Origin of the sequence: Bacillus sp. AF62 (assembly GCF_050312695.1) — a bacterium.
In the GTDB taxonomy this organism is placed as follows: domain Bacteria; phylum Bacillota; class Bacilli; order Bacillales; family Bacillaceae_G; genus Bacillus_A; species Bacillus_A cereus.
In genome coordinates this window covers 174,510-186,694 of record NZ_JBNPJZ010000088.1, presented here as the reverse complement: position 1 = coordinate 186,694, position 12,185 = coordinate 174,510, and the positions used below count along the sequence as shown (strand labels likewise).

Genomic DNA, 12,185 nt, shown 5'->3' with positions numbered 1-12,185 from the left:
ACCTTGCTTAGCGCTTTGTTGCTTATCCTGAGAGGAATCACCTTGCTTAGCGCTTTGTTGCTTATCCTGAGAGGAATCACCTTGCTTAGCGCTTTGTTGCTTATCCTGAGAGGAATTCTCTTGCTTAGCGCTTTGTTGCTTATCCTGAGAGGAATCCTCTTGTTTAGCACTTTGTTGCTTATCCTGAGAGGAATCTTTTTGCTCGTTATTTTTACCCTTATTATGTTTCATACTTCTAGTCTGTTCTTCGTTATCACCCTCTTGATTGTTAGAATGCTGCTCCCAGTTATCTGTTTCGTTTGCTTCTGGTGTATTTGATTTTTTTTTCTTACGTAACCAATTCCAAATCATATGTACGCCCTCTTTAATCTTGTAATATAGTGCTATTTTGTGGCTAATTTTGTATATTATTCATTTATTTATGAAAAGAAGAAGGAGATTAGTTTGCACAGAAAAAAGTCTTTAGTAAGCAGTTCATACTATAACGAGGAGAGGGAGAGTCTGTGCAAATTGTAAAAAAAGAGAAATTTGTTTTAAAAGAGTTTGCTTTTGAAAATGGCAGAGAAATTCCTGTTCAAATGGGATACGAGACATATGGTACGTTAAATAGAGAAAGGTCAAATGTGATTTTGGTTTGTCATTATTTTAGTGCAACAAGTCATGCGGCAGGAAAATATACAGTGCATGATGAGGAGTCTGGTTGGTGGGATGGGCTCATTGGACCTGGGAAAGCAATTGATACAAATAAGTATTTTGTTATATGTACGGATAACCTTTGTAATGTGCAGGCGAGGAATCCATATGTGATTACAACAGGACCGAAATCGATTAATCTAGAAACTGGAGAAGAATATGCTATGGATTTTCCGGTTTTTACATTTCTTGATGTAGCTCGTATGCAATATGAGTTAATAAAAGGTATGGGAATTTCAAGGTTACACGCTGTAATCGGACCGTCGGCGGGGGGAATGATTGCACAACAATGGGCGGTTCACTATCCACATATGGTAGAGCGGATGATTGGCGTTATTACGAACCCACAAAATCCAATTATTACGTCAGTAAACGTAGCGCAAAATGCGATTGAGGCAATTCAACTGGATCCAAGTTGGAAAGATGGAAAATATGGAGAAGAGCAGCCTATAAAGGGGCTTCATTTAGCGAGTAGAATGATGTTTATGAATGCGTTTGATGAGCATTTTTATGAAATGGCATTTCCTCGTAATAGTATCGAGATAGAACCTTATGAAAAGTTTTCTACATTAACATCATTTGAAAAAGAGATAAATACAGCGACATATAGAAGTATAGAGTTAGTAGATGCAAATTCATGGATGTATACTGCGAAGGCAGTTTTATTGCATGATATTGCACAGGGGTTTTCTTCACTAGAAGAATCTCTTTCTAACATAGAAGCGAATGTACTTATGATTCCGTGTAAACAAGATTTGCTTCAGCCGTCTCGTTATAATTATAAAATGGTAGATATTTTACAAAAACAAGGGAAGTATGCGGAAGTGTATGAGATAGAAAGTATAAATGGGCATATGGCAGGAGCATTTGATATTCATTTATTTGAAAAGAAAGTTTATGAATTTTTGAATCGGAAAGTATCTAGTTTTGTGTAGAAGACAAATGATGGGGAAAAGGTGCAATGTTTGTAGTAGGCACCTTTTTTTACATGATTTGTAGACGGAAAATATATGTAGCGATTGCTATACCGAAAAACGCTATGCTAAGCAATAGAAATAAGAATGACATTTCTTGTGGGGATTTTATTTTTCTATTATTTTTCATACTAAGAGCAATAATTGCAGCGAGTAAGAACACAATGCCCATAATGAAAAGAAAAAGTGTCATTTTAATCGACTCCTTTCATAAAACAAGTATATTGAGGATACAATGTGCTAGTTATGTTTGTAAAGAATAAGTTTTGCGAGAAAATTGAGAAATAGTTTTTCGATTCTTTGCGTTCTTTCTTTTGCGTGCTAAAATTGGTAGAGAATGTTTGTGAAAAAGAAACTAAAGGTTTTATTGTATATAAGGAGGAACTACATATGACAGAAGTTAAAACAATTACTACAGAAGAGGTACAAGAGCGTTTAGAAAATGGAGAAACGTTATTTTTAGTAGACGTAAGAGAAGATGAAGAAGTAGCAGCAGGAAAGATTCCAGAAGCTGTACATATTAAAATGGGCGATATCCCACATAAAGTAGATTTCTTTAATAAAGAGAATGAATATATCTTTATTTGTCGTTCAGGAATGCGCAGTGAAAATGTATGTCATTATTTAAATGAGCAAGGATTTAAAACAGTGAACATGGTTGGCGGTATGCTTCAATATGAAGGTGAAACGAAATAGTTAATAGCTAAAAACTTGAAACGAGTCTGTTTCAAGTTTTTTTCTTTTGCATACAGTATAAAAAAGGAGGAGGGGGAAATGGGGATTAATTTGCGTCAAGTAAAAATTATTAATAATACAGGAGCTGTTAATGTCGGTGACTGTTATGATCTCTCACCTTTAGCTGTGGCAAAATTATATGCAGGTGCTGGGGGATCGAGTGCGGCTATTTTTTTAAATGGGAAAAGACAGCCAGAAGCAGTCATTAGAACATCAGTGTTTCTTCCGCCATTAGCAACGAGCACACGTACATTAGGTTCATAGAGGAAAGGTAGAGTGTAATTATGCCTGCTCATATAAAAGAATTTGTTATTGTGAATAACACTGGAAATATATTTACCGGTGATAATTTGAGTGATACTTCATTTACTGCTTCGAAATCATATAGTGGTTCAATGGGGTGCACTTGGATTGATGTTGTTACAGTAATAGGGACGGAGACGAAGCTTTGTTTACAGCCGGGCGATTCGGTGACGACAACATATACAAGAGGCACTCCTGCTGGTACTGTAACAGGAACAAATATGGGGCAAAGTGTAAATACATCGGGTATAGCACAAGCTGTCCCTAATACAGATAATATGGATTCAATTGCAGGACTCCCTTAAGGAATTAAGGGAGTTTTTATTATTTAAAATAAAAATAGTCTTGGAAATTATTTTTGTAAATAGATTAAGAAGAGGTTTATTTATTATGAAAAAGAAGGTTTGTAGGTGGTGAAAGTGTGAAGAATCGTGATAATAATCGGAAGCAAAATTCGTTAAGCTCTAATTTTAGAATTCCACCCGAACTTATTGGGCCTACTTTCCCCCCTGTTCCAACTGGATTTACAGGTATAGGGATTACTGGTCCAACCGGTCCACAAGGTCCGATGGGGGAGATGGGCCCGACAGGACCTCAAGGTGTGCAAGGGATACAAGGACCAGTTGGGCCAATAGGTGCAACTGGACCAGAAGGACAGCAGGGGCCACAAGGATTGAGAGGACCACAAGGAGAAACTGGAGCGACAGGACCTCAAGGGGTGCAAGGGTTACAAGGTCCGATTGGTCCAACGGGAGCGACTGGGGCACAAGGTATACAAGGGATACAGGGATTACAGGGGCCAATTGGAGCTACAGGACCTGAGGGACCTCAAGGAATTCAAGGCGTCCAAGGGTTACCGGGTGCAACTGGTCCACAAGGAATACAAGGAGCACAAGGGGTACAAGGAACACAAGGACCGAGTGGAAATACAGGTGCAACCGGAGCGACTGGTCAGGGGATAACAGGCCCGACTGGAATAACAGGTCCAACTGGAATAACTGGACCATCTGGAGGACCTCCTGGTCCGACGGGGCCGACTGGTGCGACAGGTCCGGGTGGTGGACCGAGTGGAAGTACAGGTGCGACTGGAGCAACGGGGAGTACTGGGGCTACAGGAAGTACAGGGGTAACAGGAGCAACGGGAACTACAGGTCCGACTGGAAGTACGGGAGCACAGGGCTTGCAAGGAATACAAGGAATTCAAGGGCCAATTGGCCCAACAGGTCCAGAAGGACCGCAGGGGATTCAAGGTATTCCTGGTCCTACAGGAATAACTGGTGAACAAGGAATTCAAGGAGTTCAAGGTATTCAAGGGATAATGGGAGCAACAGGAGATCAAGGTCCGCAAGGGATACAGGGGGCTATAGGTCCTCAAGGGGCCACAGGAGCAACAGGAGATCAAGGTCCACAAGGAATACAAGGAGTACCAGGGCCATCAGGAGCAACAGGACCACAAGGAGTTCAAGGGATACAAGGTCCAATGGGCGATATAGGACCAACAGGTCCAGAAGGCCCAGAGGGACTTCAGGGTCCGCAAGGAATACAAGGAGTACCGGGGCCAGCTGGAGCAACGGGTCCAGAGGGGCCACAGGGGATACAAGGCATTCAAGGACCGGTAGGAGCAACAGGCTCACAAGGTCCCCAAGGAATTCAGGGAATTCAAGGTGTGCAAGGGATAACGGGAGCAACAGGAGTACAAGGAGCAACTGGAATTCAAGGTATACAAGGGGAAATAGGAGCAACGGGTCCAGAGGGTCCCCAAGGAGTGCAAGGTGCTCAAGGGGCGATTGGTCCAACAGGTCCAATGGGCGCACAAGGAGTGCAAGGAATACAAGGGATTCAAGGCCCAACAGGTGCACAAGGAGTGCAAGGTGCTCAAGGAATACAAGGAATTCAAGGTCCGACGGGTGCAACAGGAGATATGGGAGCAACTGGGGCGACAGGGGAAGGCACTACAGGCCCAACAGGAGTAACTGGTCCGACAGGGGTAACAGGCCCATCTGGAGGACCAGCAGGACCGACCGGCCCAACGGGGCCATCAGGTCCGGCGGGAGTGACTGGTCCATCGGGTGGACCACCTGGCCCGACAGGAGCAACTGGTTCGACAGGAGTAACAGGAGATACTGGGGCGACAGGCTCAACTGGAGTGACAGGGGCGACAGGCTCAACTGGAGTGACAGGAGCGACAGGAGAAACGGGAGCAACCGGAGTGACGGGTTTGCAAGGTCCGCAAGGAATCCAAGGAGTGCAGGGAGAGATAGGTCCGACGGGTCCCCAAGGTGTTCAAGGTCCCCAAGGAATTCAAGGGGTAACGGGGGCCACTGGAGATCAAGGTCCGCAAGGGATTCAAGGTCCACAAGGCGACATAGGTCCAACCGGCCCACAAGGAATTCAAGGTCTACAAGGTTCTCAAGGAATCCAAGGAGCGACAGGGGGAACAGGAGCACAAGGCCCACAGGGTATCCAAGGTCCGCAAGGTGACATAGGTCCGACTGGGCCACAAGGTCCAACTGGAATCCAAGAGATACAAGGAGAGATAGGTCCAACCGGTCCAGAAGGCCCAGAGGGACTTCAGGGCCCGCAAGGAATACAAGGTGTTCAAGGGCCAGTTGGAGCAACGGGTCCAGAGGGTCCTCAGGGGATACAAGGCATTCAAGGACCGGTAGGAGCAACCGGCCCACAAGGTCCACAAGGAATACAGGGAATACAAGGTGTGCAAGGGATAACGGGAGCAACTGGAGCACAAGGAGCAACTGGAATTCAAGGGATACAAGGGGAAATAGGAGCAACTGGAATTCAAGGGATACAAGGGGAAATAGGAGCAACCGGTCCAGAGGGGCCCCAAGGAGTGCAAGGTGTACAAGGGGCGATTGGTCCAACCGGTCCGATGGGGACACAGGGAGTGCAAGGAATTCAAGGGATTCAAGGAGCAACAGGTGCGCAAGGAGTGCAAGGACCACAAGGAATTCAAGGGATACAAGGTCCGACGGGAGAAGGAACTACCGGTCCAACAGGAGTAACCGGTCCAACAGGGGTGACTGGCCCATCCGGAGGACCAGCAGGACCGACCGGGCCAACGGGGCCATCAGGTCCGGCAGGAGTGACAGGTCCATCAGGTGGACCACCTGGCCCGACAGGAGCAACAGGTGCGACAGGAGTAACAGGAGATACCGGGGCGACAGGCTCAACTGGAGTGACAGGAGCGACAGGAGCAACGGGAGCAACCGGAGTGACGGGTTTACAGGGTCCGCAAGGAATCCAAGGTGTTCAAGGAGAGATAGGTCTAACCGGTCCACAGGGTATTCAAGGTCCACAAGGAATACAAGGAGTAACGGGGGCAACCGGAGCACAAGGTCCCCAAGGAATTCAAGGCCCACAAGGCGACATAGGTCCAACCGGCCCACAAGGAATTCAAGGTCCACAAGGTCCTCAAGGAATCCAAGGAACGACGGGGGCAACCGGAGCACAAGGCCCACAGGGAATCCAAGGTCCGCAAGGTGACATAGGTCCGACCGGCCCACAAGGCCCACAAGGAATTCAAGGCCCGCAAGGAATTCAAGGTCCAACGGGAGCTACAGGAGCAACCGGAGCTACAGGTCCCCAAGGAATTCAAGGCCCGCAAGGAATCCAAGGTCCAACGGGGGCTACAGGAGCAACCGGTTCACAAGGTCCAACTGGAGATACAGGTCCAACTGGAGCTGGAGCCACTGGAGCGACCGGGGCGACTGGAGTTAGTACAACTGCAACGTATGCGTTTGCGAATAATACATCAGGAACCGCTATTTCGGTTTTATTAGGTGGTACGAACGTACCATTACCGAACAATCAAAATATTGGCCCAGGAATAACCGTTAGTGGTGGAAATACTGTATTTACAGTTGCGAATGCAGGAAACTATTATATAGCCTATACAATTAATTTAACGGCAGGTTTACTTGTAAGTTCTCGTATAACTGTAAATGGCAGTCCGCTTGCGGGAACGATAAATGCCCCGACAGTCGCTACTGGTTCATTTAGTGCAACAATAATCGCTAACTTGCCTGCTGGAGCTGCTGTTAGCTTACAGTTATTTGGAGTAGTTGCAGTAGCTACATTATCTACGGCAACGCCAGGGGCTACTCTAACTATTATTAGATTAAGTTAATAAGCAGAAAACCTTGAAACTTTTATGTTTCAAGGTTTTTTATCCTTGTATTTGTAAGTAAACCTCGTTAACCAGGGGGAGTGGATACCCTCTAATTATTTAAAGTTTCACTTTATTCACTTGAGCAAAAACATCGCAGTTCGAAAATATATTATAATAGAATGAAAAGAAAGAAATTTGGCAGAAAGGGAGGGTGGCGATGCAGGAGATGGTTAAAGATTTTTTTGGACGCCCACTTCAAGATTTACGTATATCTGTCATTGATCGTTGCAATTTTAGATGTACATATTGTATGCCGGCGGAAATATTTGGGCCAGATTATGCTTTTTTGAAAGATGAGTTTTTACTAACTTTTGATGAAATTGAGCGTTTGGCAAAATTATTTGTTAACATCGGTGTACGAAAAATTAGAATTACTGGCGGTGAGCCACTACTTCGTAAAGATTTAGCAAAACTTATTGCACGTCTTGTGAAAATTGATGGGCTAATAGATATAGGGTTAACGACAAATGCTATCCATTTAACGAAACAAGCAAAGGCATTAAAAGAAGCCGGATTACATAGAGTGAATGTTAGTTTAGATGCGATAGATGACGACATATTTAGGAATATTAATGGTCGAAATATTAATACGAAACCGGTGATTAAGGGAATTATAGCAGCTAAAGAGGCGGGGCTGGAAGTCAAGGTAAATATGGTTGTGAAAAAAGGGATGAACGATCATCAAGTACTTCCGATGGCTGCGTATTTTAAAGAGCAAGGAATCACGCTTAGGTTTATTGAGTTTATGGATGTTGGTAGTACAAATGGGTGGAATTTTGATCAAGTGGTTACAAAGCGAGAATTGATTGAGATGATTCATAAGGTGTATCCGCTTGAGCCAGCTGAAGCCCATTACTTTGGTGAAGTTGCGAAGCGATATCGGTATGTTGGAACAAATGTTGAAGTTGGTTTTATTACATCTGTTTCTGAGTCATTTTGTGCCTCTTGTACGAGGGCGAGAATTTCGGCAGATGGAAAGTTTTATACGTGCTTATTTGCGACAGAAGGTTTGAATGTAAGAGAACTTCTTAGAGGAAATCTTTCGGATGAGGAGTTATTAAGTGTTATACAAGATGTATGGATGAATAGAAAAGATAGGTATTCGGATGAACGGACAGAAGAAAGTGCAAAAAATCGTCCGAAAATCGAAATGTCTTATATAGGAGGATAAGAAAGGGGGCTATCGCATGCAGGAGCGATATTCAAGACAAATATTATTTTCTGGTGTTGGAGAAGAAGGACAGAGAAAAATAAGAGAGAAGCATGTGCTTATTATTGGTGCTGGTGCTCTCGGTGCGGCAAATGCAGAAGCGATTGTTAGAGCAGGGGTTGGAAAAGTAACGATTGCTGATCGTGATTATGTAGAATGGAGTAATTTACAAAGACAACAACTATATACGGAAGAAGATGCAAATCAGTATAAACCGAAGGCGATAGCGGCTGCAGAACATTTACAAGCGATTAATTCTGAGGTGGAAATAAATCCGGTTGTGACGGATGTAACGGTGCAAGAAATGGAAGAGCTAGTGCGTGATGTAGATTTAATATTAGATGCGACAGATAATTTTGAAACGCGTCTTCTCATTAATGATATTTCACAAAAGTATAATATTCCGTGGATATATGGTGGTTGCGTCGGGAGTTACGGGGTAACGTATACAATTTTACCAGGGAAAACACCGTGTTTTCGCTGTTTAATGGAGCATCCAGCGAGCGGAGCAACATGTGACACAGCTGGTATTATACAACCAGCAGTACAATTAGTAGTTGCGCATCAAATTACGGAAGCGCTGAAAATATTAGTAGAAGACTTTGGGGCGCTTCGTGAAACGATGTTATCGTTTGATCTTTGGAATAATCAACAGATGGCATTTAAAGTGAATAGACAGAAAAAAGATACTTGTTTATCTTGCGGAAGGTTACGTACATATCCGAGTTTAACATTTGAAGCACAAACAAAAACAGAAGTGCTATGTGGGCGAAATACAGTACAAATTCGCCCGGGTGTGCGGAAGAACTTTAATTTAGAAGAAATTAAAAAGCGCTTACAAAGAAGCGTAGAGATAAAGGCGACACCTTATTTATTATCATTTCCGGTAGAAGAATATCGTTTTGTTTTATTTACAGATGGCAGGGCGTTCATTCATGGGACGAATGATATGAATGTAGCGAAAAGTTTATATGCAAGATATATAGGTTGAACCTAAAGGGAATCCTTTAGGTTCAACGGAGAGAGGATTATGAATTTCTCGTATAATCTCCACTTTTTCCACCTGTTTTTTCAAGTAAGTACGTTTCGCCGATAATCATACCTTTATCGACAGCTTTACACATATCATACACAGTAAGAGCGGTAGCGGAAGCAGCTGTTAAAGCTTCCATTTCAACACCGGTGCTACCTTCTGTTTTAACTTTTACTTCAATGAGTAAACGATATTGTTCTTCTGATTGTTTCCAATCGAAAGAAACGTCAACACCTTTTAATAATAAAGGATGGCACATTGGGATAATATCAGAAGTTCGTTTCGCAGCCATAATGCCTGCGATTTGCGCAACTGCTAATACGTCACCTTTCCCAATTTCATTATGAGAGATTTTATCGTAAATTTCTTTCGTAACGACAATGCTAGAGCACGCAATTGCTGTTCGAACGGTTGCTTTTTTGTCGCTTATATCAACCATTTTTGCGCGTCCTTGGTCATTAAAATGTGTAAATGAAGACATGGAATTCCTCCTTGAAGTAATTTCTATTGAATACATAAAGTTTAATCGAGATAAAAAAAATTGCAAATATGAGGTGAGAAACGATGGTAGAAAAACGAATTCCAATTCAAGTTGCTGAGGCAGTAGAACGGGTAATGAAATATGCGAAACATGGTGAAGTAGAAGAAATTTCTATTACGGAAAGTTACGGGAGAATTCTCGGGGAAGATGTTGTCTCAGATCATGACGTTCCTCATTTTGATCGTTCCCCTTACGACGGTTTCGCCATTCGAGCAGAAGATACGAAAGGAGCAACCCAAGAGAATCCAATTGAATTTGAAGTAATAGGAGAAATCGGGGCGGGTTCTGTTTTTTTAGAAGAAGTAGGAGCTTTTAAGGCGATTCGCATTATGACAGGAGCAGCTATTCCAGAAGAATGTAATGCAGTCGTAATGCTCGAGCTGACAGAAGGGTTTGAGAAGAACGGGAAAACATATATGAAGTTAAAACGCCCTTTTAATAACGGTGACAATGTGTCGTTTAAAGGAGAAGACATAAAAAAAAATCAAGTTCTCGTTAAGAAAGGTGTTGCAATTAACCCAGGGGTTGCAGCCTTACTAGCAACGTTTGGATATAGCACTGTGAAAGTTGTAAAACAGCCTGTTGTCGGTATTGTAACGACAGGAAGTGAATTATTAGAAGTACATGAGCCTTTAGAACCGGGGAAAATTAGAAATAGTAACTCGTATATGATCGCAGCTCAAATTATGAAAGCTGGCGGGAAAGTTCGTTATTATGGTCAACTCGCGGATGAGTTAGATGCATGTTTTACAGCTGTTCAATTAGCGATGGATGAGGTCGACATTTTAATTACAACAGGCGGTGTATCAGTAGGAGATTATGACTACTTACCAGCTATTTATGAAAGGTTACAGGCGAATGTACTCTTTAATAAGATAGCCATGAGGCCCGGAAGTGTAACGACAGTAGCTGAAGTTGATGGAAAGTTACTCTTCGGTTTATCAGGAAATCCGTCTGCTTGTTATGTAGGCTTTGAATTATTTGTGCATCCAATTATAAAAACATATTTGTATGCGAAGGAACCTCACGTATATAGAGCGGATGCTATTTTACAAAAAGATTTTTCGAAGCCAAATCCATTTACTCGTTTCGTAAGAGCGAACGTAACAATTGTGGACGGGGCGTTACAAGCGATGCCGGTTGGTTTAGATAAATCGAGTGCAGTATCTTCACTTGCAGATGCGAATGCTTTTATCGTGTTACCTGGAGGAACGAGAGGATTTGAGACTGGGATGAAAGTATCCGTATTATTGTTAGAGCACTCTGAGGGATGTGATTGGCCATGGGCAAAGCCCCTTCAATCTTACAAATAGTAGGATATCAAAATAGCGGAAAAACGACACTTGTAGAGAAAATTGTGCATGTGTTAGCTGAAAGTGAAATGAAAGTTGCTACAATTAAACATCACGGGCACGGAGGTTTTCCAGAAGTAGCGCAAAAAGATAGCGAAAGACACCGTAAAGCTGGTGCTGTCGTAAGTAGTGTAGAAGGTGCTGGATTGCTTTCACTTTCTTCACTAAGAAAGAAATGGTCCTTGCAAGAAATTATTCGCTTATATGAGTTTTTTGAAGTGGATACAATTTTAATAGAGGGCTATAAAAAAGAGAACTACCCGAAAGTAGTGTTACTTCGTTCTGCGGAAGACGTTGAACTTGTACATAAAGTAGAAAATATAGTGGCGATTATTACGTGGTATGATGTCCCGGCAAATATACGAGAAGAATATAAAGTATTTCATATAACAGAAGAAGAGTTGTACATAGACTGGTTTTTACAAACGGTTAGGAGTGCGAAATGACAAATACATATTATGAAGTAATTGATACAGAAATCTCGATTGAAGAGGTAACGAAGAAAGTGATTCGACGTGAATGCGGTGCTGTTACAACATTTATTGGAACGGTTAGAGAGTTTACGAAAGGGCGTCGTACATTATACTTAGAGTATGTTGCTTATAAGACGATGGCAGAAAAGATGCTAGAGAAAATTGGTCTGGAAGTGAAAGAGAAATGGCCGGGTACATATGTTGCGATTACACATCGCATCGGTACGTTGCAAATTTCTGATATAGCGGTTGTTGTTGCTGTTTCAACACCACACCGTAAAGCGGCTTATGAAGCAAATGAATATATTATGGAACGCATAAAACAAATTGTTCCGATTTGGAAAAAGGAGTTTTGGGAAGATGGTGACTCATGGATTGGTGATCAATTAGAAAAAACACCATATCCGGCGGGAGAGCCTGGGAAGGAGCTATAAGTATGATTCGAGTATTGTTATTTGCGCACTTGCAAGAAGAGGCAGGAACAAGTGAATTACAAATAGAGAAAGAAAATATTACGGTTGCAGAGTTAAAAGATGTTGTTGCGAAAGAATATAATGTACCAGTTTCAGAGCCAATTATGGTTGCGATTAATGAAGAATACGCAAATGAAGATGACAGGGTCCAAGATGGTGATGTGGTTGCACTTATACCACCAGTGAGTGGTGGTTAATATTGGATTCATTAA

At 42.7% G+C, this 12,185-nt stretch carries 13 protein-coding genes and 1 pseudogene; 11 read left to right on the top strand and 3 right to left on the bottom strand.

Annotated features, from left to right (window positions below; all coding sequences use genetic code 11):
* Nucleotides 1–351 (bottom strand): annotated as a pseudogene (locus ACQRBL_RS23700) (spore germination protein); the annotation flags it as partial.
* Nucleotides 352–503: 152 nt separating this feature from the next.
* Between ACQRBL_RS23700 and ACQRBL_RS23695 the strand changes: the two are divergent.
* Nucleotides 504–1,628, top strand: a complete 1,125-nt coding sequence (locus tag ACQRBL_RS23695; RefSeq protein ID WP_001167615.1) for an alpha/beta fold hydrolase — start codon at nucleotides 504–506, stop codon at nucleotides 1,626–1,628.
* Between the two features lie 49 nt (nucleotides 1,629–1,677).
* Here the strand turns inward: ACQRBL_RS23695 and ACQRBL_RS23690 are convergent, their stop codons facing one another.
* Nucleotides 1,678–1,860, bottom strand: a complete 183-nt coding sequence (locus ACQRBL_RS23690; RefSeq protein WP_000171888.1) for a hypothetical protein — start codon at nucleotides 1,858–1,860, stop codon at nucleotides 1,678–1,680.
* A 197-nt stretch (nucleotides 1,861–2,057) separates the two neighbouring features.
* Between ACQRBL_RS23690 and ACQRBL_RS23685 the strand changes: the two genes are divergently transcribed.
* From ACQRBL_RS23685 to ACQRBL_RS23660, 6 genes are all read left to right on the top strand, one after another.
* Nucleotides 2,058–2,363 carry a rhodanese-like domain-containing protein gene (locus ACQRBL_RS23685; protein ID WP_000141207.1) on the top strand — a complete coding sequence of 102 codons (306 nt, stop codon included), beginning with the start codon at nucleotides 2,058–2,060 and terminating at the stop codon, nucleotides 2,361–2,363.
* A gap of 78 nt (nucleotides 2,364–2,441) precedes the next feature.
* Nucleotides 2,442–2,666, top strand: a complete 225-nt coding sequence (locus tag ACQRBL_RS23680) for a spore germination protein (protein WP_000512472.1) — start codon at nucleotides 2,442–2,444, stop codon at nucleotides 2,664–2,666.
* Between the two features lie 20 nt (nucleotides 2,667–2,686).
* A complete protein-coding gene (locus ACQRBL_RS23675; protein ID WP_001110855.1) occupies nucleotides 2,687–3,010 on the top strand; it encodes a hypothetical protein in 324 nt (107 codons plus the stop codon).
* 116 nt (nucleotides 3,011–3,126) lie between these two features.
* Nucleotides 3,127–6,849: a BclA-related collagen-like exosporium protein gene (locus ACQRBL_RS23670; protein ID WP_427735650.1), complete on the top strand. Its 3,723-nt coding sequence runs from the start codon at nucleotides 3,127–3,129 to the stop codon at nucleotides 6,847–6,849.
* Between the two features lie 199 nt (nucleotides 6,850–7,048).
* Nucleotides 7,049–8,062 (top strand): GTP 3',8-cyclase MoaA, encoded by a 1,014-nt coding sequence (gene moaA, locus ACQRBL_RS23665; RefSeq protein WP_001157111.1) that lies wholly within the window; start codon nucleotides 7,049–7,051, stop codon nucleotides 8,060–8,062.
* Between the two features lie 16 nt (nucleotides 8,063–8,078).
* On the top strand, nucleotides 8,079–9,092 hold the full coding sequence (locus ACQRBL_RS23660) for a molybdopterin-synthase adenylyltransferase MoeB (RefSeq protein ID WP_001158110.1): 1,014 nt from the start codon (nucleotides 8,079–8,081) through the stop codon (nucleotides 9,090–9,092).
* Between the two features lie 37 nt (nucleotides 9,093–9,129).
* Here the strand turns inward: ACQRBL_RS23660 and moaC are convergent, their stop codons facing one another.
* Nucleotides 9,130–9,615 (bottom strand): cyclic pyranopterin monophosphate synthase MoaC, encoded by a 486-nt coding sequence (gene moaC / locus ACQRBL_RS23655; protein WP_000094146.1) that lies wholly within the window; start codon nucleotides 9,613–9,615, stop codon nucleotides 9,130–9,132.
* 83 nt (nucleotides 9,616–9,698) lie between these two features.
* Between moaC and ACQRBL_RS23650 the strand changes: the two genes are divergently transcribed.
* From ACQRBL_RS23650 to moaD, 4 genes are read left to right on the top strand one after another with little or no spacing between them, the layout of a single operon-like run.
* A complete protein-coding gene (locus tag ACQRBL_RS23650; RefSeq protein ID WP_411995746.1) occupies nucleotides 9,699–10,988 on the top strand; it encodes a molybdopterin molybdotransferase MoeA in 1,290 nt (429 codons plus the stop codon).
* Entirely contained in the window at nucleotides 10,958–11,473 is a 516-nt protein-coding gene (mobB, locus tag ACQRBL_RS23645; RefSeq protein ID WP_000513628.1) for a molybdopterin-guanine dinucleotide biosynthesis protein B, read from the top strand. The genes ACQRBL_RS23650 and mobB overlap by 31 nt, the downstream gene beginning before the upstream one ends.
* Nucleotides 11,470–11,934, top strand: a complete 465-nt coding sequence (gene moaE, locus ACQRBL_RS23640; RefSeq protein ID WP_000185943.1) for a molybdopterin synthase catalytic subunit MoaE — start codon at nucleotides 11,470–11,472, stop codon at nucleotides 11,932–11,934. Before mobB ends, moaE begins: the two co-directional genes overlap by 4 nt.
* A gap of 2 nt (nucleotides 11,935–11,936) precedes the next feature.
* Nucleotides 11,937–12,170, top strand: coding sequence for a molybdopterin converting factor subunit 1 (gene moaD / locus ACQRBL_RS23635; RefSeq protein WP_000621772.1), 234 nt, complete (start codon nucleotides 11,937–11,939; stop codon nucleotides 12,168–12,170).
* Nucleotides 12,171–12,185 lie beyond the last annotated feature (15 nt).

Bases quoted from the DNA above. Each gene is read 5' to 3' on its own strand.
- moaA (WP_001157111.1), top strand. From the start codon at position 7,049: ATGCAGGAGATGGTTAAAGATTTTTTTGGACGCCCACTTCAAGATTTA.
- ACQRBL_RS23690 (WP_000171888.1), bottom strand. From the start codon at position 1,860: ATGACACTTTTTCTTTTCATTATGGGCATTGTGTTCTTACTCGCTGCA.
- ACQRBL_RS23650 (WP_411995746.1), top strand. From the start codon at position 9,699: ATGGTAGAAAAACGAATTCCAATTCAAGTTGCTGAGGCAGTAGAACGG.
- moaC (WP_000094146.1), bottom strand. From the start codon at position 9,615: ATGTCTTCATTTACACATTTTAATGACCAAGGACGCGCAAAAATGGTT.
- moaE (WP_000185943.1), top strand. From the start codon at position 11,470: ATGACAAATACATATTATGAAGTAATTGATACAGAAATCTCGATTGAA.
- ACQRBL_RS23660 (WP_001158110.1), top strand. From the start codon at position 8,079: ATGCAGGAGCGATATTCAAGACAAATATTATTTTCTGGTGTTGGAGAA.
- ACQRBL_RS23680 (WP_000512472.1), top strand. From the start codon at position 2,442: ATGGGGATTAATTTGCGTCAAGTAAAAATTATTAATAATACAGGAGCT.
- moaD (WP_000621772.1), top strand. From the start codon at position 11,937: ATGATTCGAGTATTGTTATTTGCGCACTTGCAAGAAGAGGCAGGAACA.
- mobB (WP_000513628.1), top strand. From the start codon at position 10,958: ATGGGCAAAGCCCCTTCAATCTTACAAATAGTAGGATATCAAAATAGC.
- ACQRBL_RS23685 (WP_000141207.1), top strand. From the start codon at position 2,058: ATGACAGAAGTTAAAACAATTACTACAGAAGAGGTACAAGAGCGTTTA.
- ACQRBL_RS23675 (WP_001110855.1), top strand. From the start codon at position 2,687: ATGCCTGCTCATATAAAAGAATTTGTTATTGTGAATAACACTGGAAAT.